Annotated in this window: 18 protein-coding genes; 6 read left to right on the forward strand and 12 right to left on the reverse strand. The window is 44.3% G+C overall.

What is annotated here, in order from left to right; translation table 11 throughout:
- Positions 1-220: 220 nt before the first annotated feature.
- From GGD38_RS14160 to GGD38_RS14185, 6 genes are all read left to right on the forward strand, one after another.
- Positions 221-1267, forward strand: coding sequence for an agmatinase family protein (locus tag GGD38_RS14160; RefSeq protein WP_375300179.1), 1047 nt, complete (start codon positions 221-223; stop codon positions 1265-1267).
- Positions 1268-1453: 186 nt separating this feature from the next.
- Positions 1454-2026 (forward strand): hypothetical protein, encoded by a 573-nt coding sequence (locus GGD38_RS14165; protein WP_375303835.1) that lies wholly within the window; start codon positions 1454-1456, stop codon positions 2024-2026.
- 398 nt (positions 2027-2424) lie between these two features.
- Positions 2425-3948: an aldehyde dehydrogenase family protein gene (locus GGD38_RS14170; RefSeq protein WP_375300177.1), complete on the forward strand. Its 1524-nt coding sequence runs from the start codon at positions 2425-2427 to the stop codon at positions 3946-3948.
- A gap of 198 nt (positions 3949-4146) precedes the next feature.
- Positions 4147-5652, forward strand: coding sequence for an OmpA family protein (locus GGD38_RS14175; protein ID WP_375300176.1), 1506 nt, complete (start codon positions 4147-4149; stop codon positions 5650-5652).
- Between the two features lie 290 nt (positions 5653-5942).
- Positions 5943-7652, forward strand: a complete 1710-nt coding sequence (locus tag GGD38_RS14180; RefSeq protein WP_375300175.1) for a S8 family peptidase — start codon at positions 5943-5945, stop codon at positions 7650-7652.
- A 123-nt stretch (positions 7653-7775) separates the two neighbouring features.
- On the forward strand, positions 7776-8363 hold the full coding sequence (locus tag GGD38_RS14185) for a DinB family protein (protein ID WP_375300174.1): 588 nt from the start codon (positions 7776-7778) through the stop codon (positions 8361-8363).
- Positions 8364-8431: 68 nt separating this feature from the next.
- Here the strand turns inward: GGD38_RS14185 and GGD38_RS14190 are convergent, their stop codons facing one another.
- The 12 genes from GGD38_RS14190 to GGD38_RS14245 all read right to left on the reverse strand — a co-directional run bounded on the left by GGD38_RS14190 (position 8432) and on the right by GGD38_RS14245 (position 23094).
- On the reverse strand, positions 8432-9223 hold the full coding sequence (locus GGD38_RS14190) for a Rossmann-like and DUF2520 domain-containing protein (protein WP_375300173.1): 792 nt from the start codon (positions 9221-9223) through the stop codon (positions 8432-8434).
- A gap of 18 nt (positions 9224-9241) precedes the next feature.
- Complete coding sequence (locus GGD38_RS14195; RefSeq protein WP_375300172.1) at positions 9242-9898, reverse strand: protein-L-isoaspartate(D-aspartate) O-methyltransferase; 657 nt, start codon at positions 9896-9898, stop codon at positions 9242-9244.
- A 176-nt stretch (positions 9899-10074) separates the two neighbouring features.
- Positions 10075-10980: an aldo/keto reductase family oxidoreductase gene (locus GGD38_RS14200; RefSeq protein ID WP_375300171.1), complete on the reverse strand. Its 906-nt coding sequence runs from the start codon at positions 10978-10980 to the stop codon at positions 10075-10077.
- A gap of 147 nt (positions 10981-11127) precedes the next feature.
- Entirely contained in the window at positions 11128-12336 is a 1209-nt protein-coding gene (locus GGD38_RS14205; RefSeq protein WP_375300170.1) for an MFS transporter, read from the reverse strand.
- A 104-nt stretch (positions 12337-12440) separates the two neighbouring features.
- Positions 12441-12716, reverse strand: a complete 276-nt coding sequence (locus GGD38_RS14210) for a metalloregulator ArsR/SmtB family transcription factor (protein ID WP_375300169.1) — start codon at positions 12714-12716, stop codon at positions 12441-12443.
- A gap of 239 nt (positions 12717-12955) precedes the next feature.
- Positions 12956-13219 carry a hypothetical protein gene (locus GGD38_RS14215; protein ID WP_375303836.1) on the reverse strand — a complete coding sequence of 88 codons (264 nt, stop codon included), beginning with the start codon at positions 13217-13219 and terminating at the stop codon, positions 12956-12958.
- Positions 13220-13364: 145 nt separating this feature from the next.
- A complete protein-coding gene (locus tag GGD38_RS14220) occupies positions 13365-13649 on the reverse strand; it encodes a hypothetical protein (protein WP_375303837.1) in 285 nt (94 codons plus the stop codon).
- Between the two features lie 132 nt (positions 13650-13781).
- Positions 13782-15584 (reverse strand): family 43 glycosylhydrolase, encoded by a 1803-nt coding sequence (locus GGD38_RS14225; RefSeq protein ID WP_375300167.1) that lies wholly within the window; start codon positions 15582-15584, stop codon positions 13782-13784.
- Positions 15585-15600: 16 nt separating this feature from the next.
- The gene (locus tag GGD38_RS14230; protein ID WP_375300166.1) at positions 15601-16707 is read right to left on the reverse strand and encodes a DUF5013 domain-containing protein; all 1107 of its coding nucleotides are present in this window, start codon (positions 16705-16707) and stop codon (positions 15601-15603) included.
- Positions 16708-16725: 18 nt separating this feature from the next.
- Positions 16726-18414, reverse strand: coding sequence for a RagB/SusD family nutrient uptake outer membrane protein (locus GGD38_RS14235; protein WP_375300165.1), 1689 nt, complete (start codon positions 18412-18414; stop codon positions 16726-16728).
- 10 nt (positions 18415-18424) lie between these two features.
- Positions 18425-21289, reverse strand: a complete 2865-nt coding sequence (locus GGD38_RS14240; RefSeq protein ID WP_375300164.1) for a SusC/RagA family TonB-linked outer membrane protein — start codon at positions 21287-21289, stop codon at positions 18425-18427.
- Positions 21290-21366: 77 nt separating this feature from the next.
- Positions 21367-23094: a RagB/SusD family nutrient uptake outer membrane protein gene (locus GGD38_RS14245; protein ID WP_375300163.1), complete on the reverse strand. Its 1728-nt coding sequence runs from the start codon at positions 23092-23094 to the stop codon at positions 21367-21369.
- Positions 23095-23109 lie beyond the last annotated feature (15 nt).

Here is a 23109-nt window from a genome sequence, read left to right on the forward strand (position 1 = left end):
TTTACAGTTCACAGGCTGTAGGCGCGGCCTGCCGGGAACTCCGAATTTCGGCATAACTAAGAACTGTGAACAGTGAACTATGAACTATGAACAGTGAACTGAAAACTAAAAATCAAGAACTTTGTACTAACAAACGTAAGCTTGGATATCATAATTTTTTTGCTACTAATTGATCGAGTGCTACCTTGCACCCCGTTTTTTTTAGCGTAAGCGTAGATATATGACAGATCTATCACATTTTGATCCTAACGCGGCAAGTAATCCCAATAATAACATTTTTGGATTGCCTTTCTCTGAAGAAGATGCCCGGTTGGTTATTTTGCCAGTTCCCTGGGAAGTAACAGTAAGTTATAATGCAGGTACTGCCCGTGCAGCCGATCATATATTCAAGGCCAGCATGCATGTTGACCTTTTTGACCCTGATGCCAAGGAAGCTTGGAAACAGGGTTTTTTTATGCGTTCGCCCGATAAAAAGATCCTGCTTAAAAGCGATTACCTGCGTAAAGAAGCGGAACTGTACATCGACTACATTTCGCACGGCGAAATACTGGAGAAGAACCTCTTCATGTGCAAATCGCAGCGCGATATAAATGAAGGCGGTAACTATTTAAATAAATGGGTGTACGAACAAACCAAACAATTACTGAACCGTAATAAACTGGTAGCCATTTTGGGAGGCGACCACAGTGTTGTGCTGGGTTATTTTAAAGCCCTGGCCGAACAGCACGGCGATTTTGGCGTGTTGCAAATAGATGCGCACTGCGACCTGCGCAAAGGATACGAATGGTTTACGTACAGCCATGCCAGTGTTATGTACAATGCGCTGCAGGAAATTCCATCACTAACCCACCTGGTACAACTGGGCGCCCGCGATTATTGCCAGGAGGAATGGGAATATATTCACAACAATAAGAACAGGGTTACCACCTATTTCGATAAGGATATAAAAGAACGTCAGTTCGAAGGCGAAACCTGGAAACAGATCGTAGACGAGATAGTAAGTAAATTGCCACAAAAAGTGCTGGTAAGTTTTGATGTTGATGGCCTCGATCCTAAATTGTGCCCCAATACAGGTACCCCCGTACAAGGTGGATTTGAAACCGAACAAATTTTTTACCTGCTGAAAAAGGTTGTGCAAAGCGGCCGGCAGCTTATAGGTTTCGATCTGGTGGAAATAGGCGTTGGTGATAACAACGAATGGGATGCTAACGTAGGTGCACACATTTTATGGAGATTAGCAAATATGCTGGTAGCCAGCAACCAATAACGGCAATCGTGAATCGGCAATCGGCAATGGTCTCCGAAGTTCATGGCCTCGCTGACCAACATATAAGCCATTAATTGGTATGCCGCACAAAGCGCATCTATCAACCTTATCACCTATATCAACATTTCAACTAATTGTCAGGCTGCTGCACATAGGAAACCCTTGTCAACCTGTCAACTCGTTAACTTGTCAACTACCATGGTATACCAATACGTTGTTACCCTGAAAAATCAAAGCTACCGGTATATTGATATGCTGGGCTTAATTCTTAGTATTTTTTCCGTAGCCTGTTTCACCATGCAATTGGTGGGCAGCAAAAGCGTAAGCCTGGCTTATCTCATTGGCGTTATAGCAATACCGGTCATCGTTATATGGAACCTTGCCCAGCAGGCAAAAAAGCGAAAAGTGTATTACAGCCGCGCCCTGCTTATAGCCGCGCTGGTTTGGATGAAAATGCCCTATTTTCAATGGCTGGTGTTTTTATTTATCATTCTTGCCTTACTCGAATACCAGGCAAAATATTCAATCGAGATCGGGTTCACCGATAATGAGATCGTTATTAACTCCCTGTTCAAAAAAAGATATGCCTGGAAAGACTTCAGCAATATTGTGCTGAGAGATGGATTACTCACCCTCGACTTTACCAATAACCGCATTTTACAGCGCGAAGTGGAAGATGATGATGATGATGATGCCGATGAAGATGAGTTTAATGATTACTGCAGAAAACAGCTGGCTCATTCAGTTCATAGTTCTTAGTTTTTAGTTCTTAGTTTTTAGTTCCCGTTCAATTTTATAGCTCGCGAGCAATTGCGTTCAGTTTACTCATTCCTAAACTGAAACATACCCCCGTTGCGCTTTTATGCTGCCGTTACACCAGGTTTGGTTGTACTTCAATGGCTTCTTTATCAATGGATAGAAGAGAGATATCCCGTAGATATCCCCTATATATCCCGTATATATCTCCTAGATATCAGCACTCTTATTATAGACGGGATAACATGGGCTTATATAAGGTAAACAATGATCTTACCTATGAGATAATTATTGTAAGTAACTTATTGTAACATCTTGCTACCACGGCCCGTCATTGCGTTAAATAGTACCATTGTTGACGAATACCCAATTTGATTACATTTGTTTCCAAATACTTGCATATGGATTTTCTGGCCCCATTAAAAATTGAGGAACTTAATTCAGGCGTATCTACTGGGAATAGCTATTTGCCCGCTCATGGCGAACGCATTGAGTCTCATTCACCCGTAGATGGTAAACTCATTGCCGCCATACAGGCTGCCGATAAAAACGATTATGAAACCGTTATTGCCAAGGCCCAGGCTGCATTTCAGGAATGGCGTACCTGGCCGGCCCCAAAACGTGGTGAAATTGTTCGGCAAATAGGCGAAGCATTGCGCGCCCACAAAGAGCCGCTGGGAAAACTGGTGTCGTATGAAATGGGAAAAAGCCTGCAGGAAGGTTATGGTGAGGTGCAGGAAATGATCGATATCTGTGATTTTGCAGTTGGCTTATCGCGTCAGTTGTATGGATTATCCATGCACAGCGAACGCCCTTCACACCGCATGTACGAACAATGGCATCCGTTAGGTATTGTGGGCATTATTTCGGCCTTTAATTTCCCCGTAGCCGTTTGGAGCTGGAACTCTATGCTTGCCTGGATCTGTGGCAATGTATGTATATGGAAACCTTCCGAAAAAACTCCTTTGTGCGCAGTAGCATGTCACCATATTATAGCTGAAGTATTAAAACGTAATAACGTGCCCGATGGCATAAACGGCCTGGTAATTGGTGGCCGTGAAGTAGGTGAATGGTTATCGGCCGATAACCGTATTCCATTGGTATCGGCAACCGGTTCAACCCGTATGGGCAAAGCCGTTGGCGCAACGGTTGGCGCCCGCCTTGGCCGCGCACTGCTTGAACTGGGTGGCAATAATGCCATCATTATTTCAAAACATGCCGACCTCGATATCGCTATCCGCGGCGCCGTGTTTGGTGCAGTAGGTACCGCCGGACAAAGATGTACCACCACCCGCCGGTTGATCATCCACGAAGAGGTGTACGATAGCATCAAAAATAAACTCACAGCAGCCTATCAGCAATTGCGTATCGGCAACCCGCTCGATGAAAATAATCATGTAGGCCCGCTGATTGATAAAGACGCTGTTTCGCTTTATAATAAAGCCCTGGAAGCCTGTAAAAAAGAAGGCGGCAAATTTATTGTTGAAGGCGGTGTACTTGATGGTGATGGTTACGAAAGCGGCTGCTATGTAAAACCATGTATAGCCGAGGTTGAACCGCATTACAAAATTGTAGAACAGGAAACCTTTGCGCCTATTTTGTATTTGATGAAATATAATACGCTCGATGATGCAATCGCCATTCAAAACGGTGTTCCGCAAGGGCTTTCATCAAGTATTATGACGCTGAACCTGCGCGAAGCAGAACAATTTTTATCGGCCACCGGCAGCGATTGTGGTATTGCCAATGTAAATATTGGTACCTCAGGAGCTGAAATAGGCGGCGCCTTTGGCGGCGAAAAAGAAACCGGCGGCGGTCGCGAAAGCGGTAGCGATGCCTGGAAAGCGTATATGCGACGCCAGACCAATACGATCAATTATTCTACACAGTTACCCTTAGCTCAAGGCATCAAATTTCACGTATAAGCGTGTGTCATATTAAAAGTATAATTAGTACTTTTAAGTATCAGAAGTAGGAAGTATGAGGTAAGAAAAACCTGTATTTCCTACTTCTTACATCCTACTTCCTACATCAGACCTTCCCCGAATCAGCTGACTTCCAGTTTTAAACAATATTATTGGAACCCACTACGTTTTAACCGATCGACAGACTGAAAAACCGGTATGAAGAAAATATACACGCTTCTGTTATTTACTACCCTTATGCATACAGCCAATTCCCAAATGCGGTTGGGAATTATGGGTGGTCCGCATTCTTCGTCAATAATTGAAAAAAATTATATACCGGGCTGGGAAACTTCCACCGAGCCCTTTTATGCCAAAAGGAGTGGCATTCACCTGGGTATTACAGGCGAAATTCCGCTTGGCTATTCGAATAAATGCTTTTTTACCCCCAGCGTTCTATACATGGCCAAGGGTAGAAAATATACCCGCACGGTAGATACCAACCTGGTTAAAACCGATACCATATTTCGGAACAGCACATTCTACACAAACTATATTGAAGTACCGCTAAACGTCACGTTGAAACTGCGCATGAGCAAAAAAAGCAGTTTCCTGTTAAGCGCCGGCCCTTACTTCGCGTTTTTCTATAGCGGAAAAGAAACAAACGAAACAAGAACGGTTGTCAATAATTCAGTTGTCTACAAGCAAACCGAATCGAATATACAGGTGGGTAAGAACCAGAACAACGTTACCACCTTCGATGCAGGTGTAAATGCCCGAGTTGGCTTTGAATTTGGTAATGTATTGCTTACCGGTTTCTTTAGCCAGGGAATGACCAACTTTTATGATGTTAGTTACGACGCAACATTCAAACACCGTGTTGTTGGCGCCTCCATTGGTTTTTGGCTGAACAAAAAGGTGGTGCTTACCAACGACAAGGATAATGATGGCGTAATTGACAAAGCAGACGGCTGTCCCGATGTGCCAGGTTCAAAAAAAGCTGGTGGCTGTCCTGATAAAGACAATGATGGTGTAGCCGATGCCGTTGATAAATGTCCCGATGTGCCAGGAGAGGCCAGGTTAAGAGGATGCCCCCTGCCCGACACCGACCACGATGGAATTATTGATGAAGAAGATAAATGTCCCGATGTGGCAGGCCTTGCCAAATACAAAGGTTGCCCTGTGCCCGATACCGACGGCGATGGCATAAATGATGAAGTTGATATGTGTATCGATAAAGCCGGCCCCGCAGAATTCAATGGTTGCCCAATACCCGACACCGACGGCGATGGTGTAAATGATAAAGAAGATAAATGTCCTACAACGGCTGGTACCATAGCAAATCATGGTTGCCCTGAGATAAAGAAGGAAATTGTTGAAAGAGTGAACTATGCCGCTAAAAAGATCTTCTTTGCGGTAGGAAGCGATAAAATTCTATCAACATCAAACAGCGCGCTGAACAATGTGGTAGCTATTCTTCGCACCGATACTACCCTGAAACTGATCATTGAAGGTTACACCGATAATGTTGGTAAACCGGCATCTAATTTGACCTTATCGCAAAAACGTGCCGATGCTGTGAAAAACTACCTGGTTCAAAAAGGCCTCGATGCCAACAGGTTAGAGGCTAAGGGATATGGACAGGAAAACGCCGTTGCCGACAACACCACAACTGAAGGCCGGGCTGCCAACCGACGTGTTGAACTAAAACTTAGACAACAATAGTTTGAATAAAATACTTAAAAGACCTTTTCTTTACTAAAGGTTTTGAACAAATTATCAGCCACTCATGTAATAACCTACATGTGTGGCTTTTAATTTTATATTTTGTGCCGGGAGATAATGAACGTTTGTAAAATGCGAAAGCACAGAACTTGATGACAAACAAGTATTTCCGGTTTTATGGTATTGGGGCTCCATCATTTGTTAAGAATTAGTAAAAAACCAGATATTTGGCCCCTATTTACCATTAATAATATTACGTTACAACTCAGTAAAGCAAAAAACACTTGTAAATGAACAAACTGGTAAAAGTAGCAGGACTTGTAACTGCCTTTGTGATTGCAGAGAACAGCTCCTTTGCGCAACAGGAGAAAAGTACTAAATCAGGCGATGTGCCGAAGGGATGGCACCTGCTCGACAAAACCAAGGACGGGTATTATGGAATTAGTATCGACAAAGCATATGAATTCATCCGTACCAAAAACTTAAAAGGAAAAACAGTATTGGTAGCGGTAATTGATTCAGGTATCGACACCCTCCATGAAGACCTCAAAGATATTCTGTGGGTAAACCCCAAAGAGATTCCCGGTAACGGCATCGACGACGATGGCAACGGCTATATCGACGATATTCATGGCTGGAACTTTATTGGTGGCAAAGACGGAAAGAACGTAAAACAGGACTCATACGAAGGCGCCCGTGTTTATCACATGTACAAAGGCAAATTCGGCGATAAGAACATAGATACCACCAAGCTGAGTGCCGACGAAAAAGATGATTACAAAATGTGGCTGAAGTCGAAAAAGAAGATTGAAGGCGAGGGTGCGGAAGAAGGTGTTGACTTGGTGATGTTGAAAAGAGCCCTCATCAGCGCTCAAAAAAGCGACAGCTCAATGCGTAAGTTCCTGAACAAAGAAACTTATACCGGTAACGACGTAGATACATTCAATGCCGTTTCGCCCCAGGAAAAAGGCGCCCGCGCGAGCCTGCTGTACCTGTTCAAAGCCAACCAAATGATGGAAACTACCAATAAGGAGTTCCTCGATGGTTTTGAAGAGTTTGTAGGCGGTGAAGAAAGAAAGGCCGAAGCCAAAGACAAAGCCCCGCAAAACTACCGCGGCGATATTACCAAAGACAACGAAGCCGATATTAACGACCGCAGCTACGGTAACCCCGATGTTATGGCCTCTACCCCATTCCACGGTACACACGTATCGGGTATCATTGGCGCCGTTCGTGGTAACAATAAAGGTATGGACGGTGTTGCCGATAACGTTCGTATCATGATGATCCGTGCCGTGCCCGATGGCGATGAGCACGATAAAGATATTGCCCTGGCCATTCGCTATGCAGCCGACAATGGAGCTAAAGTGGTTAACATGAGCTTTGGTAAAGACTTCTCGCCCCAGAAAAAATGGGTTGATGAAGCCGTTAAATATGCAGAAAGCAAAGGAGTATTGTTAGTGCATGCAGCAGGTAACGATGCCAAAAACATCGATACAGCTGATAACTTTCCCAATGCTATTATGAAGGACAGCCATAAAAAAGCCTCTAACTGGATCACAGTAGGCGCCAGTGGCGATCCTAAAGCCGGTGGTTTAACCGCTTCTTTCTCTAACTACGGAAAACAACAGGTTGATGTATTTGCACCCGGTGTTAAGATCTATTCAAGCATTCCCGGTGGCAATACCTACGGAAATGCACAGGGTACCAGTATGGCCTGCCCGGTTGTAGCCGGAACCGCAGCCTTTTTGCTGGAGTACTTCCCTTACCTTACACCACAGCAATTAAAGTTTTGCTTAATGAAATCGACCCAGGCTCCGGAAGGCAAGGTTAGAAAACCAGGCACCGAAGATATGGTTGCATTGAGCGATCTGAGCGAAAGTGGTGGTATCATTAACGCATTGGAAGCTGCTAAAATAGCCGCTACGCTTGACCCTTCTGGTAAAAAAGCGCCGAAGAAATCGTCGCCCAAACCCACATTGAAGAATAAGAAAGGATAAATACAGGTTACAGGTTGCAGGGTACAGGTTACAGGGTAATACCGGTAATTTGTACCCTGTTCCTTTTAATACAGTTGCCAGTTACCAGGCATCGAACATTTTATTTACTTTTAAATAAAAAGTATGGTTAGTAAGAACGAAATTACCGTACCTGATTTTTTCAAAACCTATATCAACGCCCTGCAGGAAGATAATTTGCAGGAGGCCCTCGCCAACAACACCCGCCGCTTCAGAAAACTGCTGAAACAAATTCCACACAAAAAGATCAACTATGCCTATGCGGAAGGCAAGTGGACCATTAAGGAACTGCTACAACACATCATCGACTCCGAACGGGTATTCATTTACCGGGCGCTCACTTTTGCCCGAAGGGACCCGGCGCCATTACCCGGTTTCGACGAGAACAATTGGGCCATAACTGCCAAAGCACCCAAACGTAAATGGAATGAACTTGTAGATGAGTTCAAAGCCCTGCGTACCGCCAATGAAATATTCCTGAATTCGCTCGACGATGACCAGCTGATGCAAACAGGTTCTGCCAATAACAATTCAATCAGCGTGGCCGGACTGGCCTTCGTAACCGCAGGCCATGTAGCCCATCACATGCGAATCATTCGTGAAAGGTATTTGGGTGAGCAAACTACGGGTAAAGAGAAAGTGAAGGAGAATGTGGCCGTGATCAGGAAGAAGAAGAAAAAGGCGAAGAAATGAAAAATGAGAAATTAAAAATGAGGAATTAGAAAGGGAATACAGAATTACAGGATTCCCTTGTCAACTTGTTAACCTGTTAACTTATCAACCCGCGCTTCGCGCGCGTACATCTTTTTTATGCTTTCGGTGAACATCATGTACAGTACTTTCAATGAAGGATGGTCGTGCAAAAGGGCGAGGTGTTTTTGAATGGTAGCTTCGTCGTTACGAACAGCCGGGCCCGTTTGTACGGCCGCCGGTTCGTAATCGTGGAGTCTTTCAGCCACCGAAGTTATCAATGGAAGCAACATGGTAAAATCAAGTTTTTCCTGCTGACAATAGGCTTTGGCCAGTGCATATAAATGGTTGGTAAAATTGCTTACCATAACAGCCGCCACATGCAGTTTTAACCGCTGCTCATCACCTGCCTGTTGTACCTGGTGCGAAACGGTATTGGCAAATTCGGTGATCAGCGCCAGATCGTCGTCGGTATTACCATCAACCAGAAAGGGAAGCTCGGGCAGTTCGTTCAACTCGCTACGCAGGCTTTGCAAGGGATACAGTATGCCGTAGTTCTTACTGCATACGCTCAACACATCTTTCGATACAGCGCCGGCAGTATGAACAATGAGTTTATTATTCAATTGCAGTTCAGCCGCTACCGCCGCAACGGCTGTATCGCTTACTGCCATAACATAAATATCAGCTGATTGATCAATGCTTTTAAGATCGGTTGTTGAAGAGGCCGAAAGCGTATCGGCCAGGTCATCTGCATACAATTGGTTCCTTCCACAAACCTGTACTATTTCATGGTCAGCGGCTAAAAACCTTTTTCCCAAAATAGTGGCAACATTTCCCGTTCCAATTATAACTACACGCAATCTGTAAGGTATTATTAATTAACTATTCTTTCCTTCGAGCATTGGTACAAAAGAAAAGTTATCGAACAATTCTTCTGTAACACTGCCATCGGCACGTTTGGTAAGGCGCAACATACGCTGCACATTTCCTTCTCCTACCGGTATTACCATTTTACCACCAACTTTTAACTGCTCAATTAGTTTGGGCGGTATATACGGCGCTGCAGCCGTAACAATCACTTTATCGAATGGGCCATACGTAGGTAAACCTTCGTAGCCATCGCCATAAAAATATTTAATATTTGGATACTTACCCCGCAAAACAAATTTGCGATGCTCTTCAAACAGCTTTTTTTGCCGTTCAATAGTATAGACCTGTGCACTCATTTCGCCCAGGATAATAGCCTGGTAACCGCTACCCGTACCAATTTCCAACACCTTCTCGTAAGGTTTTACCTCAAGAAGCTGGCTTTGGTAAGCAACGGTATACGGTTGTGAAATGGTTTGTCCTTCTGCAATGGGAAAAGCCCGGTCCTCATACGCGACCCTGTCTAAAGCTGAATCAAGAAACCAATGCCGGGGAACCTGTAAAATGGCGGTCAGTACCCGCTCATCTGTAATGCCTTTCTGTTTTAATAAGTCAACCAGTTGTTTCCGTAAACCTTTATGCCGGTAAGTATCATCAAACGTTCTCATTCGTCACAAAGATAACTTAAATAAGGCCCCCCAGCCCACTAAAGGGGGAGAAAAAAATATAAAACACTTAACATCAGGTATTTGTTAGTCACAGCATTATATGTGTAAAGAAAAACGCTTAATGCTGTCTGCATTAAGCGTTTCATAAATATGTTTAGCGTTTTGCCTATTGATGATCACTCTCCGTCTTTCAACTCGCCGCGCGATGCTGCATACAATTCGTACCAATCCTGGTGATCGAGTTCAATGCTGAATGCATTGGCGATGTTGCGAATTCGTTGCTCATTGATGGTGCCTATCAGCGGAAGGGCCCCTAATTTCACCAGCCAGGCAACTGCAAGTGATTCTATATCGGCATTGTATCTCTTTCCAATTTCTTCAAGCTTCGCTCTTACTTTTACCGCCTGGGCATCGGTGCCATTGGCAATACGGCCGGCAGCCAGCGGTGCAGAAGCCAGCGGGCGCATATACCGTTGTTTAATATAATCAACCTGACCATTGTCGAGCGCCGATGTGTTCAACAGGTTCAGCTCAATATGATTGGTAACAATAGGCGTTTTTAACAATGACGCCAACAGCTGGTGTTGAAACACGGTGAAATTCACCACCCCTACATTCTTCACTTTACCTGAGTCTTTCAGGCGTTGCAGTGCAAGTGCCGTTTCTTCTACATTCGATAAAGGATCGAGATTATTAAGCAGGAAAATGTCAATATAATCGGTCTTCAGTTTCCGCAGTGAATTTTCTACACTCTTTATAATATGATCTTTGCTGGTATTGTAATGTTTTACCCGCACGTTTGGCAGGCTGGCATGTGGTGTTACCAAACCGCATTTTGAGAACAACACAATATCTTCCCGTTTGAACGCCTTGCTGCTGAACAGTTTTCCAAACAATTCTTCGCACTGGTAGTCTCCGTAAATATCAGCGTGGTCAAAGGTATTAATGCCCAGTTCAAGACACAGGTTAACGATCTTTTCCATGGTTTGGGCGGCATTACCCGATACTTCATTCCATCTGTAAAAACCATAAATGGCCGGAGATACTTTTGGGCCGGAATCACTGAGATAAATCTTTTGCATTCAGATAACTGTTTTTTACAAAACACAATTATCGGCATTAAATTAATAAAATACAAGAATTATAGACTATAAGTTTGAAATACACACTTATATGCAAAACGGGCGGCCCCGTTACCTGGAACCGGCCCGTTTATTATCGTAATTTTTCTAAACCTCCAGCGCTTCTTCGGCCATCAGCATTTCCTGCTCCTCTACATCTACCCGTTTATTTTCTGTAACTGCTGCCCTTCTGCCTACAAACACATATGTGAGCCCCAGCGCTACAACCAGCAACAGAATGCTTATCCAAATCACCTGGTGAATGCCAAAATGGGTAATAACAACGCCGCCCAGGAAAGTGCCCAGCGTTACCCCGGCATTACCAAACGAAACCATTAAACTGGCTGCCAGTTCAGGCGCTTCCGGCGCTTCGGATGTTGAACGGGTTTGCCCTATTAAAAACCCACCGGTATGAATAAAACCCCAGATACCTACAATAGCAGCCATAGGGATGAACAAACCGCCAAATATATACGCCAGCACGTGAACGCCAATTAACGACAGTAAAAAGAACCTGGTGGTAAGCATTACATTTTTGCTAAGGGCAATACCAGTAACCCAGTTACCAGCAATACCTGTGGCGCCAAATAACAAAAGCATAAGGCTGATTTCAGTGCCATTCATACTACTGATCTTACCCAGGTATTCGGCCAGGAAGCTATAGGTGGCAAAAATGCCGGCGATCATGATCATGGTGGCTACCAGGTTAACCCACATTTGCCCTTTCTTTAAAATAACCAGTTGGCTTTTTACGCTCTGGTTTTCGGTAACGGGCATCGATGGTACAAATGCCAGCAATGCAGCAAATGCAATGAGGTTAATAACACCCGATACATAAAATGAAGCCTGCCAGTTTACTAACTCAGAAATGTAGGTAGTAATGGGCACACCCAATACCGTAGCCACGCTTAAACCACCCAATACAACCGATACAGCCTTAGGTGCATCTTTTGGTTCAACCTGTTTGGAAGCCGCTACCGTAGCTACCGCCCAAAACACCGGATGTAAAAAAGCCGGCAATATGCGGGCTATCATCAATACTGTAAAGTTGGGCGACACTGCCGAAAGTATATTCGATGCCACAAAGGTGAGCAGCACCAGGCACATCATTAATTTGCGGTTTACTTTAGATGTTAGCAGTACAGAAAAAGGCCCCGTTAGGGCAATGGTTAACGCAAAGCCGCTCAATAACCAGCCTGCAGTATCAATTGATACATTGAAATGTTTGGCAATAGCGGGCATTATACCAATAATTCCAAACTCGGTTGTTATAATGCCAAATGCCCCCAATGCCATAATGTAGATAGACCTCTTCATAAATCTAAATATTGAAATGTTTCGATATATTGGACAAAAAATTACCGGGCGCACAGTTTGTGCGTGTTATAAGTTTTTATTTGTTCGGACTTGCAGCTGTTTTTTTAGCTTTTTAAGGCGCTGAGAAAGGCAATGTAATCGTTAAGCACCGATTCATTTAGGGTATATTTAAGGTTGCGGCCTTCCTTTTCGGGCAATAACAGATCGGCATCAACCAGCTGTTTAAGGTGGTGCGATATCGACGGCTGTGCCAGATCGAGCATATCATGTATTTCTGCGCAGTATAAACAGTCTTTTTTCTTTTTGAACTTTTCTAAGATCACGATCCTGCTGGGATCACTCAACGCACGGGAAACCTTCTCAAATTTTTTACTATCCATACCGGCTTATTGTTTTGCCGGGACAAATATACATAGATACATAGAAATACTTCAATGTATTTAACGAAATATTAAGAAATAAGAAGAGCCACCGCTGAATAAACAGGATGGCTCACTCCCCTCCGGGTTCTTCCTGGCATGAGGCGCAGGTATTCTGTTAGGCCCTGGCCAGTGACAGAAATATTCCCTCTTCCCGGAAAACCCATGGGATGAAGCAGAAAACTTATACCGTGTCACGGTCACTTTATCTTTTTATCTTTCAGGTATTGCGCAAATACAATACGTGTCAGTTTTTCATAATCAACATCAAAAAGCATACTGATACTAACTATCTCCTCAACTGTAAGATCATCAACTTCGGTAACCAGGCGGGTCATTCGTGGATTATTGGTATGAAGATGCTTGCCTAACAAACTTTTGGGAATGTAATTAAAGATCTGTTTAAATTCGGTTATGTGTCCGGTTTCGATCATGAACTTGATACTTTCATATCGTTTATCCATACTCATTATTCAAAGAAAAAAAGAAATAGTGATTAAATCTCAAAATCCACCATTTCGTCTTTTATTTGTTTAATAGGAACAGATAAAAGTTCATTTTGTATTTTTTTTATTTCAAACGGCTTAGTAAACCCAGTGAACATAATTGTTACCGCCCTGCTCTTTTACCACCGCGGTTGCGGCGGTTCTCATCCTGCAAGGCCATATTCACCAGCACCTTTGTTTCAATACCAATGGCGCGGGCAATCTTCGACAGCTCTATTAATTTAAATTCAAGCGGTTCGTTTATGAGCCGGGTAAAACGGGTGTTGTTCGTTCTTAATTCATCCCTTACTACTGACTTTGGTATATAATCGAAGATCTGGGCAATCGTTTTAATTTCTCCTTTCTCAATAAAAATACGGGCAATATTATAGCGATTATCTTTGATCATGTTATCAAAGAAAATAATATTGTTTCAAACTAAAGCAATTAAGTACAAAGCGTACCAAGAAAGTTATATGGTATACTTTTCCATGCTAATACCGTACTTTTAAAGTACAGCATGAGCATGAAAAAGTACGGGTTATTTCTTTTGGTATACCCGCACATAATCAATTTCAAATAATGAAGGGAAGGTGGTAGCAGTGGGGTCGCCGCCGTTTTGCCCGCCAATGGCCACATTCAATAACATATAGTGTGGTTGTTTAAATGGGTTGAACCCACTGCCATCTTTATTGGCCAATACATCCATTGAAACCTTGTTTAATAAATAGCCATCAACATACAATGCTATGTATTCTTCGGTCCAGTCCATTCGCCATACATGAAACTGGTTTGCCCAGGTTGAACCGCCTAATGAATCAACAGGAAATGTTTTACTAAACCATTCGGGTCTTTTGTTATTACCTAAACAGGCAATGTTAGCCAATAGCCTGCCCCGGTAATATTCCATGATATCTATTTCGCCATTGCCGGGCCAGGGTTTATCAACACCTAACGTCCACCAGGCCGGCCAAATGCCGTTGCGAATATCAATACGGGCCCGCAATTCGAAGCGGCCATATAACCACGATGCCTTACCCGCCGTTAACAAACACGAGGAAGTATAATTAGCCTTGGGCCGGTTCTTTCGCCAGTCTTTATGATTAGCAGTGTAATTGGGATTTACTTTTTCTTCACGACGCACTTCAATTACCAGCTGCCCGTTTTTGCAAACTGCATTTTCTGACTGATACCATTGAAATTCTTCATTGCGCACCAATCCATATTCATACCCCCAGCGTGTTGAATCGGGCCGGCCGTCTTTATTAAATTCATCGGCCCACACTAATTGATAGCCCTCCGTTTCATGGGTGTTGGTTTTTCCAAAAAGGTTCAGGTCCCAGTTATGCATCCATTCAACTAACGGCTGCCCATTATGAATATGCAGCGGCAGCCATAAATAGCGGCTGTCGCGCAGGTCGTGCGGGTTCCATTTATCGGCCATGAATAGAAATGCATTTTTTTTACCTGCTATTGGTTGTATGTATGTTGATTGTGCACCGAATGTTGTATCGGCACCCGGGCCAAGCATGGGGTTTTGATTCATTAACGTCCAGGGCCCGGTTAGTGAATTGGCGGTATGAACAGTTGCCTTGTTCGGCGCCCAGCCGGTGCAGCCGCTGGTTATTAAATAGTATTTGCCATCATATTTGAATAATGCCGGCGCTTCGCGGTGCGCACTGAACAGCAATTTATCTTCGGTAGTTGGCTGCAAATAATCATTGGTTAACCGGGCAATGCGCAGATCATAATTTTCCTGAGAAGAATACATATGCCAGGCCGAGCCGTCGTCGTCAACAAACAGGGTCATATCGCGCGACATGTTACCATTGGGGCGAAAGCTGTTTATAAACTTATATGGGCCGGTTACTTTATCGCTTACTGCTACACCGGCGCGGGCGGCGCTGTACCCTTTTCCTTTTAACTCAAGGTGAAACCACATTACATACTTGCGGGTACGGGCATTGTAGATCACCTTGGGCCGTTCCATAACGCAACCAGGCGCAATATCGCTGCCGGCATTGGCGCTATCGGTTGATAATGCCAGGGCTTCATACTTCCAGTTATACAGGTCTTGCGACGAATAAACATTCACACCGCTGGTGCCCTGCTTTCCACGGCGCTCACCAAACCAATAATATGTATTACCGCTATATAATAATCCGCCGCCATGCGCATTGATCACTTCTCCCCTGCTATCGTACCAGGGCTGGCCCGGGTTGAACGATGTGTAATGATCATTTACCGGTTTATTCACCTGCGTTTGGGCCCTACAACTAATTCCAGGTATTAACAGTATTAATAAATAAAACACGGTCCTCATCTGAAATCCTTTCTTATGCATTGTTGTTTTGTTTTCACTATAAATGTTTCGGATAATTATACAGCGCCACCTTGGTTGATTTAATGCCCTGTTGGTCCTGCACATAATTAACTACAATACCCAGCGTAACCTTACCCGGCGCACCCAGTTCAAAATACACCAGTGGTTGCGGTTGTGCTATTTGTTTATACATAACCGTTGCGCTGCCTACGATCATATTGTAATCGGGCAATGTATCGAGGGCCGGGGCTACTACCACATAAGCAGCATCTTTGGTTCCCTGCCATTTCCAAGCACCGCCCGAGGGATCGAAGGCATAGGTACCTGCGGGCAGGTTAATTGTTTGATAGATCTTTCCATTGGCAATCAACGGTGATCCCCAGCCCGACTCCAGGTCCATAGTAGCACCATCGCCATCAGATGAAAACCCGCCAACTCCGCCATGGCTAAGGGCTGTAGCATTCGCCTTCCAATCTTTTAAGGTGCCCCAGCGGCTGCCATTCATAGCCGATGCAATGAACGGCCCACCCGGATTAAGGATATATGTATTGGTTATATTTACTGCCGGACCTATCACCAATGCATTTACATCAATAACTACAATGGTGGTACTAAGCGCACCATTTAACTCATACTTGCTGGGGTTGGCCAGCTTTACAGCCAGTACCAAAAATTTACCTATATACTGATCGAGCTTTAGTTGTGGAATATCTACCGACAAATTAAAAGTACCAGACAACGCTCCTTTTGCAACTTCCAAACTTGCAGGAAGTGAATACATGGATGCAGGTAATATTTTATACAATGCAGGGTCGAGCACATTTGTAGTCAATAATTGTTGTATGGTATCATTGTCTACTTTTATATCAACCGAAAACCCTTCATTGTTTACGCCGCTTAGTGTAGCACCCAGTATAACATTCAATTTCTTTTCTTTGGCATCTATCTCGTAATTGTAGGTTGAAGAATCGGTACCCGATGGCACGGGGTAATTAATAGAAGTACCACCCGATTTAAAGATGGCCTGCGGCATAAAGATCTTTGAAAAGCCATAATCTTTTTCGGAGGCCGCTTTTTCACAAGAGCTTATTATTGTTGCTGTTGTTATAATGGCAAGCAATGTATATATGATGAGTTTGCGCATAGATGATTTTTTAATTGTTTACCAACCGGCATTTTGTTCCAACACGCCTTTTGATTTTATTACTTCCGACTGAGGAAAGGGATAGTAATACATTTTAGAAGCATCGAATACCCGGTTCTCTACATTAAACTGTGTGTACAAAAATTGACCTGTACCATTCTTTGAGACCGTTACCCCGGTAACAGGCTGATTCAACACGGTAGCTGCATCTTTCCAACGCAGGAGGTCCCAGTAGCGATAATTTTCAAATGCCAGTTCAACTCTTCGTTCATGCTTTACCGCCTGCCTGAACCCCGGCACATCGGCAACCGTTACGGCCGGCATGGCCACGCCGGTCCTGTTCCTTATCATATTCAATGCCTGGCGGGCAGTATAAGCATAGCTATTGCTATTATCAGGGCCATAGGCTTCATTCATGGCTTCGGCATATTCAAGCAATACTTCACCATAACGGAATATGGGCCAGTGATGCACCTGGGTGCCGCCCTGTACCAGGTTCAAATTATCGTTCAGAAATTTCTTCAGGTAATATCCCGTACGACTGGTATTTGTTTTCTTCATATCATCGGTTGCGCCCGGGCTTTCATCGATGGTCCTTGAATTCCATGTACTGTTATTGGTAACAATGGTGAACCCAAGCCGCGGGTCGCGGTTGGCATAGGGATTGGCGGGGTCAGGCGTTCCTTTATATTCATATTCCTGCACCAGGTTGTGGGTGGGTGTTATACCACTTTGTCCGCCGGCAGTACCAATAGGGTAATTACTTCTTTCGAGCCAGTTACCTGCGGTATATCTAAAGGCCCAAATGGTTTCATTGCTGGTAACCGTATTGTTCTGCAAAAAATAATTGCGATAATCGGTATGAAGGCCAAAAGCACCGGCGCCCTGTCCAAAAACAATAACATCATTTAATGCAGCGGCAGCCCTTTGCCATTTAGTTACATCATTGTTGGGGTTGTGGAGCGGACTGGCCGCAAACAACAATGCTCTTGCTTTTAAGGCCAGCGCCGCGCCCCTGGAAATACGGCCATCGTTACTGGTAAAGGCAGAAGTTTTCCAATTAGCCTGCAGGCTGTTTTTATATACATCTACTTCGCTTACTATAAAATTGATGATCTCGTCATAGGATGCCCTTGGAATATTGGTATCATCGGTTGTTGAAAGTGTTTTGGTAACCAATGGTACACCGCCATAGCGTTTCGATAATTCAAAATAATACCAGGCGCGCAGAATATGCGATTCTGCAACATACCACCCCATATTCAGTGTATCGTTGGTATAGTTTATCTTTCCCGAAGCAGAAACGGTATCGCGATTAAGGGCAAGAAATGAGCGGTAATCTACAGAACGCTCAAGAAAGTAATTAGCCGCCCGTATACCTGCATAATAATTGCTGTAATACGAATCGGGGTTATTATAAGCGCTCCAGCTGCCATTATTGAAAAGCCGCACACCGCCCCATGCTGCTGTTTGTACCGCTTCATCAGCTGCCGGTGCAAACAGGTTGCTATCGAGCAGTGTAAACTCGTTACGCAAATAAACGTAAGGTGCATTGGCCAGGTTACCCAGGGAAAGATAATTCGCATCCAGCATTTCCTGCGTAATGAGTGTATCAACTTTCGTATCGAGGAAATTCTTTTCGCAACCTGTTAAAACAATTGCAACGATAACCGTCTTTATGATCGTATGTATTCGTAGTAAGTTCATGTGTATTGTTTTAAAAGGTGAGTGTAATACCGGCATTAAATGATTTCATTGCAGGATAACCGGCTGGTGTTTCGGGGTCAATGTCGTAATGCTTACCTACATACGACCAGGTAAAGGCATTTACCGCGCTTAGGTATAATCGCAGTTTATCGAGGTGTAAGGTCTTTAATACCGATGCAGGCAGGTTATAGCCCAACTCGGCATTTCTTAACCTTAGGAATGCACCTTTTTTCATCCAGAAAGTTGAGGTCCTGTAGTTATTATCATTGGCCCGGGTGGTAAGGCGCGGATAATTGGCACTCGCCCTTGTATCTATGCCCTGATCGGGGTAATAGGCCCAGGCATTACCAGCCATAGGATATACATTTGTATTATTAACAAATGCCACCGTTTGATAAAAGGCGTTAAACATACTAAAACTATTACCCGATGCGCCCTGGAACAAGGCGGTAAGATCGAACCCTTTGTAATTAACGCCCAGGTTAAAGGCATAGGTAAGACTGGGTAATTCAGAATTGCTGATCTTTGTATAATCGGCCTGATCAACACGGCCGTTATTATCGAGGTCTTTGTATTTAATGTCACCGGGTTGTACAGCGCCGAATGAAGGTATGGGTATGCCGGTCTTCAATGTACCATCGGCATTAAAATCGGTAATATCGTAAAAGCCGTCTGCGGTCAACCCCATATAAGAGCCAATGGGACGGCCGGTTGTTTTATTAAAATCATTTACCGGTGGTATTTCGCCATTGTAAGTGATCTTGTTCTTAGCATAGGATACCATAGCGCCGGCCGTATATGTAACGGCGCCCAGTTTGCTATTAAAAGAAGCGCTTGCTTCAATTCCTTTATTTATAACCTTACCTGCATTTATAAAAGGCAATGCCCCACCATAAACCGCCATGAGGGTATTATCCTGTATTACAATATCGCTTCGGCTATCACGGAACACATCTACTGTAACAGAAAGTTTGTTTAACAAAGAAGCATCTATTCCAACATTATACTTCATACTTTTTTCGGCAAAAATGTTGGGATTGGCAGTATAAGCCTGACTGATGCCCGAATTGGACGTCAGGCTGCTGTTTCCGGTATAATAAGTTCCATTGGGCGTAAAGTATTGCTGGTACAGGTAACGGCCACGGGTACTGTAATCATTAGCCGAAAGCCCCGCACCTGCACGCAGCTTCAAATAAGTAACCAGCTTATTGTTAGCCAGGAAAGCCTCTTTTGAAAGTATCCAGCCAAGTCCTGCAGCAGGATAAAATCCCCAACGATTGGATGGAGCAAAATTGTCTGAACCGGTACTGCCAAATGACAGCTCTGCCAGGTACCGTTCGTTGAGGGTATAATGCAAACGGCCGCTAACGGTTTGAAAATGATAAAAGATGTTAGTGTTTGTATTAGAACCCCGGTTATTGGCGCCCGCATCGGTTATATAATTGCTTTGTAAAAAATTGATGGCGCCCGTAAAGGCATGCCGCCCAAATGTGCGGTTATAGCCGGCGGTAATATTTATCTGTTTCCAATCGTACTGGCCAACCGGTAAAGCGCCATTGGCGGTAATATCGGTTGCTTTATCGGTAGTAGTTTGTACGCCATTATAAAAACGGGCATAGGTGGCCGTTTTACTGGCCGAAGTTCGCGTCCAGGTAAGTAACGACACCGCCTCGTTCAAATACAAACCTGGGGTTATAAAATCAAGTTTTTGTTTTAAGTTGAAATTGGCCTGCAGCGTACGATCGTGGGTTGATGCCCAGCCTACCGCATTTAACGAGGCTACCGGGTTCCAGGGATAATTTGCGGTGCCCGACCAGTTACCCGTTGCGGGGTCTTTTATCGGGTATACATTTGCCGGATAATAGGCCATCATTGACCATAATGCAGGCCCGTAAAAGTTTGGGTTACGCCTATCTTCTATTCTTCCACCCAGATCAACTTTTGCTTCAAATATTTTAAAGAAATTGAAATCGAGATTGGTGCGCACATTAAAGCGTTGGATCTGCGCATTGGAAGTAGTTGCATTGGTTGGCACATCGTACAGGCCGCGCTGTTGCATATAATCGAGCAGCAAGGCGTATTTTGTATCGGCGCCGCCACCAGTAAACAACACGTTTGCATCTGAATAACGGCCATTCTTTTTCAAAGCCTCATCATACCAGTCAATATTGGTACCCGTTCCATTGCGATAGCTTTCCAGTTGGTCGTTGGTATAAAAGGGCGTGTACTTAAACTGGTAACCATTCAGGGCATAATTGTCGTTACTTATGGCCTGGTTGTATAAGCGGGCATAATCATAAGCGCCATAAGGTTTTGAAATGTGAACGGGTTGTTGCAAACCGCTTAATAACTGCACCTGTACTTTAGGTTTGCCGGCATACCCTCTTTTGGTAACCACCCACAAAACGCCGTTGGCGCCTTTCATGCCAAAGGTGGCCAGCGCAACCGGATCTTTTAAGATGGAGATGCTTTCTATTTCAGAAGGCGGAATGTAATTGAAGTAAGCAGCGGTTGTTTGAAATCCATCGATGTATATAATCAGCGCCGAATTATCAAAAGAAGCCCGGCCCCTGATGTACAATGTAGCTTCATCATACCCCGGTTCACCTGAACCCTGCATTACAGTTAGCCCGGGCAACATGCCATACAGGGTATTGGTAATATTGGGCACCGGTGTTCTATATAACACATTACCACTTACTGAGGAAGTAGCCGTTACCGATCTTTCTTTTTTTAATTGTAAAAAAGGCCCTGGTTCGTATTGTGTCAATGAAAGATCAACTACGGAAGTATCTGTTTTTGCCGCTGCTGCTTCCTGTGCATTAAGCGGGCGCCATAGACAGACTGTTATTATATATAGGATTACTTTTTTCATATTAGTAAGTTTAATCGATGTTTTCCACTTCAACATTCGACATTGAACATTCAATATTCATTATTGCCTTTCTCATTTTAATACCCGGGGTTCTGAATTAAATAGCCCTTATTGATCTCCGTTTGTGGAAAGGGGTTCAGGTATTGTTTAGGCGACCATACCGCTGTATAGATCACTTTATCGGTGTAATTGGTATTACCGGTGAGCTTTACACCACCACCGTTGTTAAAGGCCATTGAGCGAATGGGGCCGCCAATTATACCGCTACCAATGTTGGACAGCTTCCAGTGTTTTATATCGTGTAACCGGTAATTCTCATCAAAGAACTCAATTGCCCATTCACGTTGTATAATGGCGCGTAGTTTAGTTTGATCTGTTTCAGTTACCGCAGGCAGCCCAGCACGTTGGTGTATTTTATTAAGGCGGTCGAGCGCTTTTGTCGTTTGCCCGGTTTCGTTCCAGGCCTCAGCAGCGCTTAGGTAAGCTGCGGCCAGGCGAAAAATGGGAAACTCAAACCAGGCACGGCCGCCGGCCTTGGCATAAAATTTAACTACACGCGCACAACCAAAACCGGGGCCATTGCCAAATGTGCTGGCATTTTTCCAGTTGGCATCACCCGGATTGTTCCAGGCATCCATTTCCCAGGGTTGAAAAGTTGAACGGAACCGCGCTTCCATTTGGTTCATTCTTGTTGTATAATCGCTAAACGTTGCTGTGGTACTTACACCCGGCCAGGTTTGGTTGGTACCGTCTGTTTTATAATAGTTCTCAAGCTGGTTGGTAGTAAGCACATTCCCCTGCGCTTCCCATACCCGGCAATTATAAAAAGCGTTCATTGGTAAATTGTTCCAGTTACCGCCGTCGAACAACACATCGTTCTTGAACTTAAAGGCCAGCAACACTTCGGCGTTGGAGGGTACAGAGGTGGCGGTTGAATAATCATCGAGTGGGTTCCCGGTATTGATGATGTATGCACCGCCACCTGCTTCGGCTTCTGTAATAACAGCTTCCGCAGCATTTGCGGCTGTTGTCCACCGGTTAGCATTTGCACTGCCTAAACATATCAGGTTATTTGTTTCACCCATATCGAGGTATGGGGTTGCTGTATTAAAGAGCGGACGGGCCGCATGTAACAATGCTTTTGAACGTATTGCCAATGCAGCCGCTTTTGTCATTCTACCAGTCCAGTTATCGGGCCATTTAGATGGTAATACGGCCGCAGCCGCATCGCACCATGATACAATGGAATCCAGTACCTGTTGTAATGGACTGCGTGGTATAGCCAACGAGTCAGAGGCTTTTAAACTGCTGTTCACAATGGGCACGCCCCCGTACATGATAAACATTTGTTCATAGCGGTATGCTATCAACGCCATCATTTCGGCCTTTACAACAGCCTTGTCACCTTCCGGCATATCTGTTACTTTATCGATGTTCTCCTTTACCAGGTATGCCTGGCGAATGGGCGGAAAATTGTTTGCATACCCATCCATATCTTCATTTGTGGCGGCGGCGCTCATACCATTCAGTACAATGTCTTTTGCCATCGTCCACGAAAAACCGTAGTTCATACCGCCCGACAGGTTTTCCTGTAACATGGCGTTCCACCAGTTCTTCCATGGCAAACCCTGTCCCAGTATGTTACGGTATGCATTGGCAATGGCGCCTTGTGCTTTTACTGTAGTTGTAAAAACGGAATCAACAGTAGTAGCGCTTGATACCGGCATTTGTAAGAACTCTTTTTTACAGGCGCCTATGGCCATTGCTATCAGCGGTATTGTTAGTAGTATCGATCTATATCGCATGGCAGTTCGTTTGGT

The organism is Niastella sp. OAS944, assembly GCA_024809215.1.
In the GTDB taxonomy this organism is placed as follows: Bacteria; Bacteroidota; Bacteroidia; order Chitinophagales; family Chitinophagaceae; genus Niastella.

Bases quoted from the DNA above. Each gene is read 5' to 3' on its own strand.
- GGD38_RS14160 (WP_375300179.1), top strand. From the start codon at position 221: ATGACAGATCTATCACATTTTGATCCTAACGCGGCAAGTAATCCCAAT.
- GGD38_RS14170 (WP_375300177.1), top strand. From the start codon at position 2,425: ATGGATTTTCTGGCCCCATTAAAAATTGAGGAACTTAATTCAGGCGTA.
- GGD38_RS14175 (WP_375300176.1), top strand. From the start codon at position 4,147: ATGAAGAAAATATACACGCTTCTGTTATTTACTACCCTTATGCATACA.
- GGD38_RS14180 (WP_375300175.1), top strand. From the start codon at position 5,943: ATGAACAAACTGGTAAAAGTAGCAGGACTTGTAACTGCCTTTGTGATT.
- GGD38_RS14185 (WP_375300174.1), top strand. From the start codon at position 7,776: ATGGTTAGTAAGAACGAAATTACCGTACCTGATTTTTTCAAAACCTAT.
- GGD38_RS14195 (WP_375300172.1), bottom strand. From the start codon at position 9,898: ATGAGAACGTTTGATGATACTTACCGGCATAAAGGTTTACGGAAACAA.
- GGD38_RS14200 (WP_375300171.1), bottom strand. From the start codon at position 10,980: ATGCAAAAGATTTATCTCAGTGATTCCGGCCCAAAAGTATCTCCGGCC.
- GGD38_RS14205 (WP_375300170.1), bottom strand. From the start codon at position 12,336: ATGAAGAGGTCTATCTACATTATGGCATTGGGGGCATTTGGCATTATA.
- GGD38_RS14210 (WP_375300169.1), bottom strand. From the start codon at position 12,716: ATGGATAGTAAAAAATTTGAGAAGGTTTCCCGTGCGTTGAGTGATCCC.
- GGD38_RS14215 (WP_375303836.1), bottom strand. From the start codon at position 13,219: ATGGATAAACGATATGAAAGTATCAAGTTCATGATCGAAACCGGACAC.
- GGD38_RS14220 (WP_375303837.1), bottom strand. From the start codon at position 13,649: ATGATCAAAGATAATCGCTATAATATTGCCCGTATTTTTATTGAGAAA.
- GGD38_RS14225 (WP_375300167.1), bottom strand. From the start codon at position 15,584: ATGCATAAGAAAGGATTTCAGATGAGGACCGTGTTTTATTTATTAATA.
- GGD38_RS14230 (WP_375300166.1), bottom strand. From the start codon at position 16,707: ATGCGCAAACTCATCATATATACATTGCTTGCCATTATAACAACAGCA.
- GGD38_RS14235 (WP_375300165.1), bottom strand. From the start codon at position 18,414: ATGAACTTACTACGAATACATACGATCATAAAGACGGTTATCGTTGCA.
- GGD38_RS14240 (WP_375300164.1), bottom strand. From the start codon at position 21,289: ATGAAAAAAGTAATCCTATATATAATAACAGTCTGTCTATGGCGCCCG.
- GGD38_RS14245 (WP_375300163.1), bottom strand. From the start codon at position 23,094: ATGCGATATAGATCGATACTACTAACAATACCGCTGATAGCAATGGCC.